The sequence below is a fragment of the Allobosea sp. LjRoot9 genome (genome assembly GCF_964252745.1).
In the GTDB taxonomy this organism is placed as follows: domain Bacteria; phylum Pseudomonadota; class Alphaproteobacteria; order Rhizobiales; family Beijerinckiaceae; genus Allobosea.
The window spans coordinates 365,741-381,257 of the sequence record NZ_CAXUPC020000003.1 but is presented as its reverse complement, the minus strand read 5'-3'; the positions used below and the strand labels follow the sequence as shown (position 1 = coordinate 381,257).

The 15,517-nt window shown below is 66.6% G+C and carries 15 protein-coding genes; 10 read left to right on the top strand and 5 right to left on the bottom strand.

The features are described 5' to 3' along the window. Positions 1-9: 9 nt before the first annotated feature. Both atpA and ACSQ3P_RS16275 read right to left on the bottom strand, forming a co-directional pair. Complete coding sequence (gene atpA / locus ACSQ3P_RS16280; protein WP_092167804.1) at positions 10-1,539, bottom strand: F0F1 ATP synthase subunit alpha; 1,530 nt, start codon at positions 1,537-1,539, stop codon at positions 10-12. After that, the gene (locus tag ACSQ3P_RS16275) at positions 1,539-2,111 is read right to left on the bottom strand and encodes a F0F1 ATP synthase subunit delta (protein WP_436166579.1); all 573 of its coding nucleotides are present in this window, start codon (positions 2,109-2,111) and stop codon (positions 1,539-1,541) included. Before ACSQ3P_RS16275 ends, atpA begins: the two co-directional genes overlap by 1 nt. 419 nt (positions 2,112-2,530) lie before the next feature. Here ACSQ3P_RS16275 and ACSQ3P_RS16270 point away from each other — a divergent pair, with 419 nt between their 5' ends. Beyond that, on the top strand, positions 2,531-2,971 hold the full coding sequence (locus tag ACSQ3P_RS16270) for a hypothetical protein (RefSeq protein WP_436166578.1): 441 nt from the start codon (positions 2,531-2,533) through the stop codon (positions 2,969-2,971). Positions 2,972-3,054: 83 nt separating this feature from the next. On the opposite strand, the gene ACSQ3P_RS16265 is transcribed toward ACSQ3P_RS16270, so the two are convergent. Further along, the gene (locus ACSQ3P_RS16265) at positions 3,055-5,241 is read right to left on the bottom strand and encodes a primosomal protein N' (protein ID WP_436166577.1); all 2,187 of its coding nucleotides are present in this window, start codon (positions 5,239-5,241) and stop codon (positions 3,055-3,057) included. A 160-nt stretch (positions 5,242-5,401) separates the two neighbouring features. On the opposite strand from ACSQ3P_RS16265, the gene ACSQ3P_RS16260 reads away from it, so the two are divergent. The 3 genes from ACSQ3P_RS16260 to ACSQ3P_RS16250 all read left to right on the top strand — a co-directional run bounded on the left by ACSQ3P_RS16260 (position 5,402) and on the right by ACSQ3P_RS16250 (position 7,713). Then, positions 5,402-6,349, top strand: coding sequence for a tyrosine recombinase XerC (locus tag ACSQ3P_RS16260; RefSeq protein ID WP_436166576.1), 948 nt, complete (start codon positions 5,402-5,404; stop codon positions 6,347-6,349). Between the two features lie 225 nt (positions 6,350-6,574). Further along, positions 6,575-7,135 (top strand): DUF4337 domain-containing protein, encoded by a 561-nt coding sequence (locus ACSQ3P_RS16255; protein WP_436166575.1) that lies wholly within the window; start codon positions 6,575-6,577, stop codon positions 7,133-7,135. Between the two features lie 47 nt (positions 7,136-7,182). Next, complete coding sequence (locus ACSQ3P_RS16250) at positions 7,183-7,713, top strand: 2'-5' RNA ligase family protein (RefSeq protein ID WP_436166574.1); 531 nt, start codon at positions 7,183-7,185, stop codon at positions 7,711-7,713. Positions 7,714-7,758: 45 nt separating this feature from the next. On the opposite strand, the gene leuD is transcribed toward ACSQ3P_RS16250, so the two are convergent. Next, on the bottom strand, positions 7,759-8,379 hold the full coding sequence (gene leuD / locus ACSQ3P_RS16245) for a 3-isopropylmalate dehydratase small subunit (RefSeq protein ID WP_436166573.1): 621 nt from the start codon (positions 8,377-8,379) through the stop codon (positions 7,759-7,761). Then, entirely contained in the window at positions 8,376-9,833 is a 1,458-nt protein-coding gene (gene leuC / locus ACSQ3P_RS16240) for a 3-isopropylmalate dehydratase large subunit (RefSeq protein ID WP_436166572.1), read from the bottom strand. Before leuC ends, leuD begins: the two co-directional genes overlap by 4 nt. 126 nt (positions 9,834-9,959) lie before the next feature. On the opposite strand from leuC, the gene ACSQ3P_RS16235 reads away from it, so the two are divergent. The 6 genes from ACSQ3P_RS16235 to ACSQ3P_RS16210 all read left to right on the top strand — a co-directional run bounded on the left by ACSQ3P_RS16235 (position 9,960) and on the right by ACSQ3P_RS16210 (position 15,510). Continuing rightward, positions 9,960-10,733, top strand: coding sequence for a GntR family transcriptional regulator (locus ACSQ3P_RS16235; RefSeq protein WP_436166571.1), 774 nt, complete (start codon positions 9,960-9,962; stop codon positions 10,731-10,733). A gap of 68 nt (positions 10,734-10,801) precedes the next feature. After that, entirely contained in the window at positions 10,802-12,022 is a 1,221-nt protein-coding gene (locus tag ACSQ3P_RS16230; RefSeq protein WP_436166570.1) for an ABC transporter substrate-binding protein, read from the top strand. A gap of 174 nt (positions 12,023-12,196) precedes the next feature. Further along, complete coding sequence (locus ACSQ3P_RS16225) at positions 12,197-13,069, top strand: branched-chain amino acid ABC transporter permease (RefSeq protein ID WP_310147282.1); 873 nt, start codon at positions 12,197-12,199, stop codon at positions 13,067-13,069. Continuing rightward, entirely contained in the window at positions 13,066-14,061 is a 996-nt protein-coding gene (locus ACSQ3P_RS16220) for a branched-chain amino acid ABC transporter permease (RefSeq protein ID WP_436166569.1), read from the top strand. Before ACSQ3P_RS16225 ends, ACSQ3P_RS16220 begins: the two co-directional genes overlap by 4 nt. Then, a complete protein-coding gene (locus ACSQ3P_RS16215) occupies positions 14,061-14,816 on the top strand; it encodes an ABC transporter ATP-binding protein (protein ID WP_436166568.1) in 756 nt (251 codons plus the stop codon). The genes ACSQ3P_RS16220 and ACSQ3P_RS16215 overlap by 1 nt, the downstream gene beginning before the upstream one ends. Beyond that, positions 14,809-15,510 (top strand): ABC transporter ATP-binding protein, encoded by a 702-nt coding sequence (locus ACSQ3P_RS16210; protein ID WP_436166567.1) that lies wholly within the window; start codon positions 14,809-14,811, stop codon positions 15,508-15,510. The genes ACSQ3P_RS16215 and ACSQ3P_RS16210 overlap by 8 nt, the downstream gene beginning before the upstream one ends. The last annotated feature ends 7 nt before the right edge of the window (positions 15,511-15,517 follow it).

Genomic DNA, 15,517 nt, shown 5'->3' with positions numbered 1-15,517 from the left:
CGCGCGGCCTCAGGCGAACGACTTGGCGTAGTCCGTGACGAGATCCTTCAGCTTCGCGGCGTTCGCGTCCGAAAGATCCTTGCTGTCGCGGATTGCGTTGAGCAGATCGATATGCTTGCCGCGCACCAGCGCCAGCAGCCCGTCCTCGAAGGCGCGGACCTTGTTGACCGGCAGCGGGTCGAGATAGCCGTTGACGCCGGCATAGATCACGACCGTCTGCTCTTCCATCTTCAGCGGCGAGAACTGCGCCTGCTTCAGAAGCTCGGTCAGGCGCGCGCCGCGGTTGAGCAGGCGCTGGGTGACCGCGTCGAGATCGGAACCGAACTGCGCGAAGGCGGCCATCTCGCGATACTGCGCGAGCTCGCCCTTGATCTTGCCGGCAACCTTCTTGGTCGCCTTGGTCTGCGCGGCCGAACCGACGCGCGAGACCGAGAGGCCGACGTTCACGGCCGGGCGGATGCCCTGGTAGAACAGGTCGGTCTCGAGGAAGATCTGGCCGTCGGTGATCGAGATCACGTTGGTCGGGATATAGGCCGAGACGTCGTTGGCCTGGGTCTCGATGACCGGCAGCGCCGTCAGCGAACCGTTGCCGGCGGCATCGCCCATCTTGGCGGCGCGCTCGAGCAGGCGGGAGTGGAGATAGAACACGTCGCCGGGATAGGCTTCGCGGCCCGGCGGGCGGCGCAGCAAGAGCGACATCTGGCGGTAGGCGACGGCCTGCTTCGACAGATCGTCATAGATGATGACGGCATGCATGCCGTTGTCGCGGAAATACTCGCCCATGGCGCAGCCGGCGAAGGGCGCCAGGAACTGCATCGGGGCAGCGTCGGACGCGGTCGCGGCGACGACGATCGAATATTCCAGCGCGCCGCGCTCTTCGAGCACCTTCACGAACTGGGCGACGGTGGAGCGCTTCTGGCCAATGGCGACATAGACGCAGTAGAGCTTCTGGCTCTCATCCGTGCCTTCGTTGTTGGCCTTCTGGTTCAGGATCGTGTCGAGCGCCACGGCGGTCTTGCCGGTCTGGCGGTCGCCGATGATCAGCTCGCGCTGGCCGCGGCCGATCGGGATCAGGGCGTCGATCGCCTTGAGACCGGTCGCCATCGGCTCATGCACCGACTTGCGCGGGATGATGCCGGGCGCCTTGACGTCGACGCGGGCGCGGGCCTTGGCCTTGATCGGGCCCTTGCCGTCGATCGGGTTGCCGAGCGCGTCGACGACGCGGCCGAGCAGCTCCTTGCCGACCGGCACGTCCACGATCGCGCCGGTGCGCTTGACCGTCTGGCCTTCCTTGATCTCGCGGTCGGAGCCGAAGATCACGACGCCGACATTGTCGCTCTCGAGGTTGAGCGCCATGCCGCGCACACCGCTCTCGAACTCGACCATCTCACCGGCCTGGACCTTGTCGAGGCCGTAGACGCGGGCGATGCCGTCGCCGACGGAGAGAACCTGGCCGACCTCGGTGACGGAGGCTTCGGACCCAAAGTTAGAAATCTGGGCCTTCAGGATCGCGGAGATTTCAGCGGGGCGGATTTCCATCAGCCGACCTCTTTCATGGCAAGACGAATTGAATTGAGTTTGGTTTTCAGCGAGGCGTCGACCATGCGGGAACCCATCTTGACGATGAGCCCGCCGATCAGCGCCGGATCGATCTTGATCGCGACATCGACATCCTTGCCGGCGACGCCCTTGAGGGCGGACCGGATTTCCTCGACGCGCTTGGCCGTGGGCTGTTCAGCGAGCGTGACCTCGGCGCTGACGATGCCCTTGGCCTCGGCAACGAGGTTGCGATAGCCCTGGATCATGCCCGGCAGCGTGAACAGGCGGCGCTTGCTGGCGACCAGCCCGATGAAGTTCCCGGCTATGCCGGAGATGCCTGCCTTGGCGAGGATCGCCTTGATCGCGGCGACCTGATCCTCGGCCGAGAAGGCCGGGCTCTCGACCAGCCGGCGCAGATCGGCGCTCTCGGCCAGCATGGTGCTGAAGCTGGAAAGGTCGGCGGAAACGGCGTCGATGGCATTGGCCTCGCTCGCCAGCTCGAAGAGCGCCGTGGCGTAGCGCCCGGCGACGCCCGAAACCAGTACTCGATCCTGCGATCCGCCTTCAGCCACGCGTCACGTCTCTCGTTCAAAGGACCACACCGGCGACCCCCTGCGAGGGCGGAGTGCATCGTCCTAGCGCTGCGATGTATCGATCAGGCGAAATGCGCGCTGCCAAGCGCACTTAACACCGAGAATGCGGCGGTGCACTAGCATGCGATCCGGGGGTGCGCAACCCGAAGAACGCCACAGTTCGGTCTCAATCTGGGGATGGCGCGGGGCGGGCTTTCGCCTCCCTGCGATCAACCATCCATCGGCTCTCCCCGCCGAATTGGAGCCCGCCACCCACCGAGAACCGGTTTCCACTTTTCGATGCCATGCTCTAACTTCGTCGAACGATCGAATGCATCGGACCCCGACACGGGCTGGATCGATCCCGCTCGCCCGCTGCCGGCCGAAGCATCGGCACAAGCGGGGATACGGAGATCGACATGGCGAGGAACAGGATCGGTCTCGGGCTCGTCACGGGCCTTCATATCCTGGTCGGCGCATTTGCCGCAGCCTGGCTGCTCGCGCCGTCACCGGCCTTCGCCCAGGGCGGAGCGGAAATCCGCTATATGCAATTGAATGACGAGACGGTCGGCGGCCGGCGGCTCACCTTCCGCGACAAGACCGTGATCTCGCTCTATAGGAATCACGACTACACCATCTCCGGCCCGCTCCATGTCGGCTTCTATGAATCGGGCGGCAAGAAGCCGACGCGAGGCAAATGGGAGATCCGCTACGGCAACACCCTTTATGTGACGATGGAGGACGCCTCCTCGCGCGCCTCGGTCTTCTTCAAGATCGGCGACAAGCTCTATCTGCGCACAGTGACCGGCGGCGAGCCGAACTATGGCGACCTCATCCTCAATATCGCGCCGCTGCGGTGAGGCGACGTGATCGATTCTAAAAGCTGAGAGCATTGCTCCTGCGAAAAACCGGTACCCACTTTTTCGCGCGATGCTCTGGCGCCTCACAAAAAGCTCTGCGGATCGACATCGACTGCGACCCTGACCGAGCCTTTCGGCTTCGGCCCGCGCTTGAGCCAGGCCCGCAGATAATCCTGCAAGTTCACCTCGCGCGTCGTCTTGACGATCAATCGCACGCGGTGGCGCCCGCGCAGCACTGCGAGCGGCGCCTCCGCCGGCCCCAGCACCGAGACACCGTCGGGTGCATCGGCGCAGCGCGCCAGAGCGCGCGCATGCCCTTCCGCCTCCGCCGCCGTATTGGCCGACACGATCAAGCCGGCGAGCCGCCCGAAAGGCGGCAGGCCGGCCGCCTCGCGCGAAACGGTCTCGGCGGCGTAGAACCGCTCTGGATCGCCCGAGATCAGCGCCTTCAGCACGGGGTGCCCGGGATCATGCGTCTGCAGCAGCGCACGGCCGGGCCGTTCGCCGCGCCCGGCCCGCCCCGTGACCTGCCGCAGCACCTGGAAGGTCCGCTCGGCCGCGCGTGGATCGCCCGAGGTCAGGCCGAGATCGGCATCGACCACGCCGACCAGGGTCATGCCCGGAAAATTGTGGCCCTTGGCGACGAGCTGCGTGCCGATGACGATGTCGAACTCGCCCGACGCGACCGCCATCAGCTCCTGCTTCAAGCGCTCGGTGCCGCCGGGAAAATCGCTGGAGAGCACGATGCCCCGCGCCTGCGGAAACAACGTCGCGACCTCCTCGGCCAAGCGCTCGACGCCCGGCCCGCAGGCCGAGAGGCTTTCGGGAGCATGGCAGGCCGGGCATTCATGCGGCCGGCGCTCGACATGGCCGCAATGATGGCAGACCAGCGCCCGCCGGAAGCGATGATCGACCAGCCAGGCCGAGCAGTTCGGGCATTGAAAACGGTGGCCGCAATCGCGGCACAGCGTCAGCGGCGCATAGCCGCGCCGGTTGAGGAAGAGCAGCGACTGCTCCTTGGCCTCCAGATTGTCCTGGATCGCCTTGATCAGCGCCCCCGAGATCCAGCGCCCGCGTTCGGGCTTGTCCTGGCGCAGGTCGACCAGCCCCAGCGTCGGCAATTCGCGCCCGCCGAAGCGCTCGGGCAGCTTGAGATGGGTGTAGCGCCCACGTTCGGCATTGACGCGCGTCTCCAGCGAGGGCGTCGCCGAGGTCAGGATGACCGGCGCGTTCTCGATGCGCCCGCGCACCACGGCCATGTCGCGGGCATGATAGCTGACGCCGTCTTCTTGCTTATAGGCGGCCTCATGTTCCTCATCGACGACGATCAGGCCGAGATCGCGATAGGGCAGGAACAGGGCCGAGCGCGCACCCGCTACCACCCTGGCCTTGCCGCTCGCGATCGCCGCCTGCAACCGCTCGCGCTTGCGGCCCGTCACGGCCGAATGCCAGAGGCCCGGCCTGACCCCGAAGCGCGCCTCAAAACGGTCGATGAACTGCGCCGTCAGCGCGATCTCCGGCATCAGGATCAGGCTTTGGCGGCCCTGCCGGATCGCCTGCGCCACCGCCTCGAAATAGACCTCGGTCTTGCCCGAGCCGGTGACGCCCTCGAGCAGGGTCACGCCGAACGCCGCGGCCTGAACCGAAGCCACCAGCTCTTTGGCCGCCGCCGCCTGCCCCTCCGACAGGACCGGCTGCGCGTGATCGGGATCGGGCATCGCCGCAACAGCGTCGCGCGGCAGCGCCTCGACGCTGAAGGTGCCGGCATCGACCAGCGAGTCGATCACCGCCATGCTGACAGAGGCGGCCTCCGCCAGCGCCGCCTTGCCCGTCAGCAGGCCGCCCTCAGCGGCGGCGATGGCGCGGGCGCGGGCCGGCGTCATGCGGGCGGGCGGCGCGCCGACGAGCCTGACGCCGAGCTTGGGCCGCTCCGGCGTATCGTCGGGCTGCCGGCGCAGGACCAGCGCCAGCACCGAGCCTTTTGGGGCGAGCGTGTACCAGGCAACCCAGTCGACCAGCTTCATCAGGGCGGGATCGAGCGGCGGCATGTCGACCCGCCCCGTCACCCGCTTGAGATTGCCGCCGCGGCCTGAGCCCTGGCTCCAGACCACGCCCACGGTCTCGCGCGGGCCGAGTGGAACCTGCACGACATCGCCGGGCTTGAGCGCGAGCCCGTTCGGCACCGCATAGCTATAGGCCTGGTCGAGCCCGAGCGGGATCAGCACGTCGACCGTGCCGCCGCCTTCCCCGCTGTCTGGCTCATCATTCATGGCCGCGTGTCTAGCATCGATTCGCGACCTGTTAAGGCGGGAGCGTCATGCTTTGCTGAACCACTGCGTCATGCTCGCCCTTGTGGCGAGCATCCACGTCTTGCCCCCTCGACGGAAAAGGCGCGGTTCAAAGACGTGGATGGTCGGGACAGCCCCGACCATGACGGCGAGGCTTAAAGACGTGACCGACTTCGACACCCTGCGCCGCGACTGGCTCGCCCATCTGGCAAATGAGCGCCGACTCTCGCCCAAGACGCTCGAAGCCTATGGCCGTGACCTCGGCCAATTCTCCGCCTTTTTGGAAGGCCATCTCGGCGGTCCGGCCTCGCTGGCCGATATCGCGGCGCTGAAACCCTTCGACCTGCGCGCCTTCCTCGGCCAGCGCCGGCGCGAGAATGTCGGCAACCGCACATTGATGCGCCAACTCGCGAGCTTGCGCTCCTTCGCCCGTTTCGGCGAGCGCACCGGCAAGCTGAAAGCCGCAGCCTTCGCCGCGACGCGCGGGCCGCGCATCGGCAAATCGCTGCCGCGCCCGCTCGACGCCCGCGCCGCCAAGGCCGTGACGCAGGTCGACATCCGCGCCGGCGAAGAGCGCGAGGCCTGGGTGCTGGCCCGCGATGCCGCCGTGCTGGCGCTGCTCTATGGCTGCGGCCTGCGCATCTCGGAGGCCCTGTCGCTGACCCGCGCCCAGGCGCCGACAAGTGCCGGTGATACCTTGACGGTGATTGGCAAGGGCCAGAAGACCCGCATGGTCCCTGTCCTGCCAGCCGTGGTGACGGCCATCGCCGAATACATCGCGCTTTGCCCCTGGCGCTTGCCGCCGGATGGTCCGCTCTTCCTCGGCGTCAAGGGCGGCGCACTCTCGCCCCGCATCATCCAGCTCGCGGTCGAGGGCTTGCGCGGCGCACTCGGCCTGCCCTCTTCGGCGACACCGCATTCCCTGCGACACTCCTTCGCGACCCATCTGCTGGGTCGCGGCGGCGATCTGCGCGCCATCCAGGAGCTGCTCGGCCACGCCTCGCTCTCGACGACGCAGATCTACACCCGCATCGACTCGACGCGATTAATGGCGGCCTATGACGCCGCCCATCCCCGCGCCGGGCGCTAGAGCAGGATGCGAAAAAGTGGGAACCGGTTTTTCGCTTTGATCCTGCTCTAACTCTCGGATGAGAGACGGATTCAGATTTCAGACGGGATCACGAAGTGACCCCGTCTGAAATCATCCGGCTCTGACGCGGAAAAGGCGCGAAACCCGTTCAGCCGACATTCACCTGTCGCCTTGAAGGAAGGACATGGCGTTCAACCGCGAATCGCGGGGCGCAGGGGGAGATACATGTCTGAGCATTTCGAGGCGCCGGAAGGCGGCAACAAGAAGATCGCGCTGCTGATCGCGATTCTCGCACTCATGCTGGCGCTGGCCGAGATCGGCGGCAAGCAGGCCGAGAACGAGGCCGTCGCTAAGAACATCGAAGCCTCGAATCTATGGGCCTTCTTCCAGGCCAAGACGATTCGCGGAACCACTGTACGCACCGCGTCGGACGCGATGGAGATCGACCTCGCCGCCACGATCGACCCGGCCGCCCGCGAGCGCATGCAGAAACGGATCGACGGCTGGAAAGCCACTGCCGCGCGCTATGATTCGGAGCCCGAGACCAATGAGGGCCGCAAGGAACTGATGGCTCGCGCCAAAGCGGCCGAGCATGAGCGCGACGACTACAAGGCCAAGAACGAGAATTTCGAGATCGCCTCGGGCCTGCTGCAGATCGGCATCGTCGTCGCCTCGGCCTCGATCATCACCGGCGTCGTCATGCTCGCCTTCGTCGGCGGCGGCCTCGGCGCCCTGGCCCTCGGCTTCATGAGCCTGGCGATGTTCGCCCCGCATCTGCTGTTCTGAGGTGCAAGCCGTTAGAGCTTAGCTCGCGTCCGTTGGACCAGAAACCGATGCCCATTGCGATCAGCGTCAAAGCTGTAAACGAAACCGCGAGCAAAATACGGGCTCTTTGGGAACAGGCCAGTCGTTTCGAGGATCAGTCCTCGATGCATGCTCTGGCCTATCCACCGCACATCACATTAGCGATCTACGACGAGATCGAGCGAGATGAGGTCATCTCCGCCCTCGACGCGGCATTTCTAGGCAAGTCAGTATTTCGTATCGCTTTCAACGGCCTTCGCTACTTTGAAGCGACGCCCTTCGTGCTCTGGGCAGAGCCGACTTTCTGCTCAGCCCTGAATCAAGCGCATGCAAAATTGCATGACTTGATCGATCCAGCTCTGTGCCGGGCGCATTATCGTCCAGATGCTTGGGTTCCCCATTGCACGCTCGCGACCCAGGTCAAGAGCGATTGCCTCAGTGAGGCGCTCGAATTTGCCAATCGAGCGATCAAGCCATTCGAAGTTGTCTTCGACACGGCTGATTGCGTCAATTTTCCGCCTGTTGCGATCATAAAGGAGTGCGCGCTTTTACCGGCCTAAAGAGCGGTAGCCGCATACCAGATCATTCTACGGGCATGCCTGCCTTCAATCCTCCGACATCGGCCGCGCCCAGACCCGTGCAACGGCATCCGCGCTCTTGAACCGCGCGATCTCACCGGCAAAAGACCGGGTCACGTCGATATCGTCCCAGCCATTGAGCAGTTGTTCGCGCCAGACCGGATCAATCGCGAAGGTGACCGCGCGATTGCCCCAGGCAACCGTCTGTTCCGCGAGATCGACGCTGACCGGCAGATCCGGTGTCGCGGTCAGGGCCGCCAGCAGATCCTCGATGTCGGCCTCGTCGAGCACCGCCGGCAAAAGCCCGTTCTTGACCGCGTTGGACGCAAAGATGTCGCCGAAGGTCGGTGCCAGCACGACGCGGACACCATGATCGGCCAGCGCATAGACCGCCGCCTCCCGCGACGAGCCTGAGCCGAAATTGCGCCGCGCCACCATGATCTCGGCCCCGCGCCAGGCCGGGCGGTTGAGTGGAAAGTCGGGCTTCTCGACCCCGGCATCGTCCCGGCGCAGGTCATGCAGCAGGAAACCGCCATAGCCCTCCGAACGCGGGCGCTTCATGAAACGGGCCGGGATCAATTGGTCGGTATCGACGCCGGCGAGGCCAAGCGGGCAAGCAGCGCCGCTAACCTGGGTCAATGGCTTCACGACCGGCCCTCCAGCATCGGCCGGACATCGGTGAGATGCCCGGTCACGGCCGCAGCGGCGACCATGGCCGGCGACATCAGATGGGTGCGGGCGCCCGGCCCTTGCCGGCCGCGGAAATTGCGGTTCGTCGTCGAGGCGCAGCGCTCGCCGGAGGGCACGCTGTCGCCGTTCATGCCGACGCACATCGAGCAGCCGGATTCGACCCATTCGAGCCCGGCCGCGATGAAGATGCGATCGAGCCCCTCCTCCTCGGCCTGCCGCTTCACCTGGCTCGAGCCCGGCGAGACCAACCCAGGCACGCGCGCCTTGCGGCCCGCAAGCACGCTCGCCGCCGCGCGCAGATCCTCGATGCGGGCATTGGTGCAGGAGCCGATGAAGACGCGGTCGACCGCGATCTCGCTGAGCTTCTGCCCCGGCCGCAGCCCCATATAGGCGAGCGCATCGCGCATGGCGGTGGCGCGGCCATCATCGGCGAGCGCGGCGGGATCGGGCACGCTGGCGCCGATCGGCAGCGCATCCTCCGGGCTCGTCCCCCAGGTGACGATGGGGGCGATCGCGCCTGCATCGAGCGCGATCTCGCGGTCGAAAACGGCACCCGCATCGCTCGGCAGTTGACGCCACGCGGCGATGGCTGCCTCCAGGGCCGCTCCCTTGGGCGCATAGGGCTTGCCGGCGATCCAGCGGAAAGTCGTCTCGTCGGGTGCGATCAGCCCGCAGCGTGCGCCCGCCTCGATCGACATGTTGCACATGGTCATGCGGCCCGCCATAGAGAGCGCCCGCACCGCCTCCCCGGCATATTCGACAGCATAGCCGCGCGCCCCGTCGGCGCCGATCTTCGCGATGATGCTGAGGATGAAGTCCTTCGCCCCGACACCCGGAGCAGGTGTGCCGTCTATGCTGATGCGCATGCGCCTGGGCTTTTTCTGCCAGAGCGTCTGCGTCATCAGCACATGCGCGACCTCCGAGGCGCCGATGCCGAAGGCATAGGCCCCGAAGGCGCCATGGGTCGAGGTATGACTGTCGCCGCAGACCATGGTCAGCCCCGGCAGCGTCAGCCCTTGCTCGGGCCCGACGACATGGACGATGCCCTGGCGCGGATCGTTCACCCCGAAGAGCTCAACGCCATGGCGCGCCGTATTCGCCTCCAGATCGTCGATCATCCGGGCGATCTCGGGATTGGCGATGTGGTCGCGGCCGCGCGTCGGCACGTAATGGTCCGCGATGCCGAAGGTCAGGCCGGGCTCCACGACGACCCCATCGCGCCCTGCGACCTGAGCGAAGGCATGAAACGAGCCCTCATGCACGAAATGCCGGTCGATCCAGATCAGTGCATCGCCTGACGGCCGCTCGACCACGACATGTGCATCCCAGAGCTTGTCGAACAGCGTGCGCGGTCCGGCCTCGGACTTGCTTCCGCTCCCAGGCGTTCCGGCGGTCATGCTTGCGGCTGTCATCGGGCCTACCCTTTCCCAGCTGATCATAGCGACCACACGACGCTTGACGCAAGCGAGTTGTCCTATACGCTAGACAGGTAATTGTTCTGATAGACAGTCAGATCATTCGTCATCGAAAGGCCCCGCGTGGACGCTTCGCTCGAACCTCTCAAGGCGCGACGCATCTATCTGCTGCTGCGTGAGCGCATCGCCAGCGGCGAGATTTCGCCCGGCACGCGCCTGTCGAGCGAACCGGCCCTGGCGCTGCAGCACGGCGTCTCGCGCGTCACCATCCGTCGCGCGCTCGACAGCCTCGCGACGGACGGCCTGATCGACCGTCGCGTCGGCGCCGGCACCTTCGTACGCGAGCCCGAGGCGCCCCGGCCGATTGTCGCGGATTTCTCGAACATGCTGACCCATCTGGTCGAGATGGGCCGCCGCACCGGCGTGCGCCTGCTCGCCTTTTCCTATGTCCAGCCGCCCGAGGCCGTGGCCCAGGCGCTCGCGCTTGACCCGGGCGAGCGCACCCAGCGCTCGGTTCGCGTCCGCCTGATCGACGGCCAGCCCTTCTCCTATCTGACGACGCATGTGCCCGAGCGCATCGGCCTGACCTATTCGGAGGCCGATCTCGCGACCGTGCCGCTGCTGACGCTGCTCGAACGCTCGGGCGCGCTGGTCGAGCGCGCCAGCCAGGCGATCAGTGCGACCTTGGCCGGCCCTGATGTCGCCGAGGCGCTCGGCCTCGAGATCGGCTCGCCGCTCCTGTCCCTGACGCGCGTCGTCCTCGGGCCTGACGGCAGCGGCGTCGAGCATCTGCACGCGCTCTACCGGCCCGACCGCTACTCCTTCCAGATGGAGCTTCACCGCGCCGGCGAGGCCGGCGAGAGGCGCTGGTCGCCCGTACCGGCCCAGGCCGGCTGATCGCTCGAGACAAGCCCGGCGCGAGACCGGGCCCGACGCACCGCAAACAGAACAGAGGAGAACGTGAGATGACCAGGACAACCGAGCTTTCCCGCCGCACGCTTTTGACGACGGCGGCTATCGGCGGAGCGGCGACCATCGCCATGCCCGGCCTGCTGCGCGCGCAGGCCCCCGCCATCAAGGTCGGCATCCTGCAGCCCGTCACCGGCGCGCTCGCCTATGACGGCCAGCAGGGCCAGATCGGCGCGGAGGCCGCGATCAAGGCGATCAACGAGGCCGGCGGCATCAAGTCGATGGGCGGCGCGAAACTCCAGATGGTCTTCGGCGACGCTCGCTCGACGCCCGAAGGCGGCACGGCCGAAGTCGAACGCATGCAGGCCGAGGGCGTGGTCGCGATCGTCGGCGGCTTCGCCTCGCCGATCTGCCTTGCCGCCTCCCAGGCCGCCGCGCGCTACGACCTGCCCTATATCGTCGATGTCGGCGTCGCCGATTCGATCGTCACGCGGGGCCTGAAGAACACCTTCCGCTTCGGCCCCGGCTTCGGCACGGTGACCAAGACCGCGCTCGACAATCTCTCCAAGCTCAACGACGCCGCCGGCAAGCCGGCGAAGACCGTCGTGCTGGTGCATGAGGATGGGCTCTTCGGCTCGGGCATGGCCAAGCTGATGCAGGCGGAACTGCCCAAGCGCGGCTTCGAGGTGCTGGACACGATCGCCCATCCGACGCCGTCGCGCGATATGTCGAATGTCGCGCTCCAGATCCGCGCCAAGAACCCCGACCTCGTGATTCCGTCGAGCTATTACGGCGAATTCGCCCTGCTCGCCCGCACCATGCAGCAGCAGCGTATCAAGCCGAAGGGCATCTACGCCGTGCTCAACGGCGCGGCCTCGAATTTCCGCTTCGTCAAGGAATTCCAGGACGCCGCCCAGTTCGTGATGGACTGCAATCACTGGCACGATCCGCGCAAGCCTGTCGCCGAGGCGCTGCGCAAGCAGGTCGAAGCCTCCGGCAAGTTCTGGACCTACAACATCCCGCTCAACTACTCCTGCGTCCAGCTCCTCGCCGACGCGCTGGAGACGGCGGGCTCCGGCGACAAGGCCAAGCTGACCGAGGCGCTCGCGGCCTCGACCTTCGCCGGCCACATCATGCCCTATGGCCCGACCAAGTTCGTCAACGGCCAGAACGAGGGCGGCGCGCCGGTGAACACGCAGGTGCAGGGCGCCGACATCAAGGTGATCTTCCCGACCGATTTCGCCGACGCCAAGCCGATCTTCCCCGTGCCGGCGTGAAGCGCTGACGCCGCAGCTTCCCTTCTCCCCTCGTGGGAGAAGGTGGCTCGGCGCAGCCGAGACGGATGAGGGGGCGCCGAGCGCTTTCCACATCTTCGCATGTCAAAGGGCACGGCGCCCCCTCATCCGGCGCTTCGCGCCACCTTCTCCCACGAGGGGAGAAGGGGAGACCTCATGTTCGCACCAGACATCATCCTCGCAGCCGTGCTGAACGGCCTGATGACCGGCTCGGTCTATGCGCTGATCGCGCTGGGCCTGACGCTGGTCTATGGCGTGCTGCACATCATCAATTTCGCCCATGGCGCGACGCTGACGGCGGCGATGTTTGCCGTCTATGTCGCGCACACCGTCTTCAAGCTCGATCCCTACATCGCGCTCTTCATCGTCACGCCGCTGTTCTTCGGGCTGGGCTACGGCGTGCAGCGCTTCATCATCGGCCCGGCAAGCCATGGCGAAGACCGCAACATCCTCCTGGTGACGCTGGGCCTCTCGATCCTGATCGAGAACGCCATGCTCGCGATCTTCCGCTCCGATACGCGCTCGATCGACGTGCCCTACGCCTTCTCCTCGATCGATCTCGGCTTCACCTTTCTGGCGCTGCCACGCGTGCTCGCCTTCGGCGTGGCGTTACTGGTCGCGCTGCTGCTGGGCCTGCTGCTCACCCGCACCGACACCGGCAAGGCGATCCGCGCGGTTGCCCGCGAGAAGACCGGGGCGGCGCTGGCCGGCATCGACGTCGCCCATATCTACGCCGTCACCTTCGGCCTGGGCGCGGCCTGCGTGGCTATCGCCGCCTGCCTCTTGATGCCGACCTTTTACGTAACGCCACGCGCCGGCAACGCCTTCGTGCTGGTCGCCTTCACCATCGTCGTGCTCGGCGGCATGGGCTCGATCCCCGGCGCGCTCCTGGGCGCGCTCTTCATCGGGGTGGTCGAGAGCCTGTGCGGTTTGTTCTTCGGCGAGAGCCTGGGCCAGATCGGCATCTTCCTGATCTTCATCCTGGTGCTGCTGGTGCGGCCCACCGGCCTGTTCGGAGCGCGCGCATGAGCACCTCGCGCGCCTTCGCCCCCGCGCTCGTCCTGCTCCTGCTGGCAGCGCTGATCCCGGTCTTCGTCACCGCCAACACGGTGCTGAACTTCATCGTCTTCACGCTGATCATCGCGCTGGCGGCCCAGGGCTGGAATCTGCTCGGCGGGCTCTGCGGCCAGTTCTCCTTCGGCCACGCCGCCTTCTTCGGCAGCGGCGCCTATGCGGCCGCACTCCTGCAGGCGCGCTATGGCGTCAATGCCTGGGCAGCCTTCACCGCCGCCATCGCGATTGCGGCGCTGGTCGGCTGGATCATCGGCTATCTCAGCTTCCGCTCGGGGCTGCGCGGCTCCTATTTCGCCCTGGTGACGCTCGCCTTCGCCGAGGTCTTCCGCATCCTCGCCAATGCCTCGGCTTTCACCGGCGGAGCGGCCGGCACGCTGATCAAGCTCGATATCCGGCCCGAGAACTTCCAGTTCGCCAGCCGCGCCGCCTTCGTCTGGATCGCGCTCGCACTCGTCGGCTTCACCTTGCTGCTGACGACGGCAATCACCCGCTCGCGCCTCGGCGCCTGGTTTGCTGCCGTGCGCGAGAACGAGGATGCGGCGCGCGCACTCGGCGTCGACACGCTTGCCGTGAAGCTCAAGGCGATCACGCTCTCGGCCGGCATCACCGGCGCGGCCGGCGCGCTTTATGTGCAGTATTACCTCTATCTCGACGCCAACATCGCTTACGGCTCCTGGATCTCGATCGAGGCGCTGATCGCCCCGATCATCGGCGGCATCGGCACCCCGCTTGGACCGATCGTCGGCGCAGTGACGCTGCATGGCCTGGGCGAACTGACGAAGCTCTTCGCCGGCGGCATTCCCGGCATCGATCTCGTGATCTATGGCGCACTGCTCGTCGCCGCGATCGCCTTCGCGCCCGACGGCATGATGGGGCTGTTGAAGCGATTGGGCCGTGGCCAGGACACGTCCAAAACGACCGACGCCAAGACGGAAGGAGCCGCCTGATGCTCGCCGTCGAGACCATCACCAAGCGCTTCGGCGGGCTCGTCGCGGTCAATGCCGCAAGCCTCAAGGTCACTGCCGGCTCGATAACCGGGCTGATCGGCCCCAATGGCGCCGGCAAGACCACCCTGTTTGCCGTCATCGCCGGGTTCGAGAAGGCCAGCGAAGGCCGCATCCTCTTCGCAGGCCAGGACATCACGGCGCAGCCCGCCCATCTGCGGGCCCAGGCCGGCATCGCCCGTACCTTCCAGATCGTCCAACCCTTCGCCGGCCTCAGCGTTGTCGAGAACATCGCCGTCGGTGCCTATCTGCGCCATCCGGCGCGGGCCGAGGCGCAAAGCCGGGCGCGCGAGGTCGCAAGCCTCGTCGGTCTCGGCGCCATGCTCGACCAGCCGGCCTCCTCGCTCACGGTCTCCGGCCGCAAGCGGCTCGAACTGGCCCGCGCGCTGGCGACGGAGCCCAAGCTTCTGCTGCTCGACGAGGTGCTGGCCGGGCTCAATCCCTCGGAAATCCGCGACATGATCCCGGTCATCCGCCAGATCCGCGACCGGGGCGTCACCATCCTGATGGTCGAGCATGTCATGCAGGCCGTGATGAGCCTGTGCGAGGACATCCATGTGCTGGCCCAGGGCTGCATCATCGCGCAGGGAACGCCGAGCGAGATCGCCGCCGACCCGGCCGTGATCGAGGCCTATCTCGGCCAAGGCGCAGCCAAGCGGCTGCAGGGGTCCCCGAGCATGGGAGCAGACCATGCTTGAGGTCGAAAATCTGATCGCGGGCTATGGCGGCGCAGACGTCCTGCGCGGCATCGGCCTGGAGGTAAAACCAGGCGAGATCGTCGCGGTGCTGGGCGCCAACGGCGTCGGCAAGACGACGCTGAACCGCGCCTTGTCCGGCCTGATCAAGCCGCGCGCCGGCACGATCCGCTTCCTGGGTCAGGAGATCGCCGGCCTCAAGGCCTCGGCCATCGTCGCCGCCGGGCTGATCCATGTGCCGGAGGGGCGCCGGATCTTCCCCAATATGAGCGTGCGCGACAATCTCGTGCTCGGCAGCTACCGGCGCGGCAAGCCGGCGCGCGAGGCCAATCTGGAGCGCATGTTCCAGCTCTTCCCGCGTCTGCGCGAACGCATGGGCCAGGCCGCCGGCACATTATCGGGCGGCGAGCAGCAGATGCTCGCCATCGGGCGCGGGTTGATGGGCGAGCCGAAGCTCTTGATCCTGGACGAGCCGTCGCTCGGCCTCTCGCCGCTCCTGGTCGAGGAGATGTTTGCGCTCATCGCCCGCATCGCCGGCGAGGGCCTCGCCGTGCTGCTGGTCGAGCAGAATGTCGTGCAGTCGCTTGAACTCGCCGCCCGCGCCTATGTGCTTGAAAACGGCCGCATCGTCGTCGCCGGCCCCTCCAGCCGGATCGCCGCCGACCCGGCCCTGAAACACGCCTATCTCGGATTGTGAGGCCGTC

Excerpts from the sequence above, each read along its gene's own strand:
- atpA (WP_092167804.1), bottom strand. The coding sequence starts at position 1,539 with ATGGAAATCCGCCCCGCTGAAATCTCCGCGATCCTGAAGGCCCAGATT.
- ACSQ3P_RS16270 (WP_436166578.1), top strand. The coding sequence starts at position 2,531 with ATGGCGAGGAACAGGATCGGTCTCGGGCTCGTCACGGGCCTTCATATC.
- ACSQ3P_RS16265 (WP_436166577.1), bottom strand. The coding sequence starts at position 5,241 with ATGAATGATGAGCCAGACAGCGGGGAAGGCGGCGGCACGGTCGACGTG.
- ACSQ3P_RS16260 (WP_436166576.1), top strand. The coding sequence starts at position 5,402 with ATGACGGCGAGGCTTAAAGACGTGACCGACTTCGACACCCTGCGCCGC.
- ACSQ3P_RS16255 (WP_436166575.1), top strand. The coding sequence starts at position 6,575 with ATGTCTGAGCATTTCGAGGCGCCGGAAGGCGGCAACAAGAAGATCGCG.
- ACSQ3P_RS16250 (WP_436166574.1), top strand. The coding sequence starts at position 7,183 with ATGCCCATTGCGATCAGCGTCAAAGCTGTAAACGAAACCGCGAGCAAA.
- leuC (WP_436166572.1), bottom strand. The coding sequence starts at position 9,833 with ATGACAGCCGCAAGCATGACCGCCGGAACGCCTGGGAGCGGAAGCAAG.
- ACSQ3P_RS16230 (WP_436166570.1), top strand. The coding sequence starts at position 10,802 with ATGACCAGGACAACCGAGCTTTCCCGCCGCACGCTTTTGACGACGGCG.
- ACSQ3P_RS16225 (WP_310147282.1), top strand. The coding sequence starts at position 12,197 with ATGTTCGCACCAGACATCATCCTCGCAGCCGTGCTGAACGGCCTGATG.
- ACSQ3P_RS16220 (WP_436166569.1), top strand. The coding sequence starts at position 13,066 with ATGAGCACCTCGCGCGCCTTCGCCCCCGCGCTCGTCCTGCTCCTGCTG.
- ACSQ3P_RS16215 (WP_436166568.1), top strand. The coding sequence starts at position 14,061 with ATGCTCGCCGTCGAGACCATCACCAAGCGCTTCGGCGGGCTCGTCGCG.
- ACSQ3P_RS16210 (WP_436166567.1), top strand. The coding sequence starts at position 14,809 with ATGCTTGAGGTCGAAAATCTGATCGCGGGCTATGGCGGCGCAGACGTC.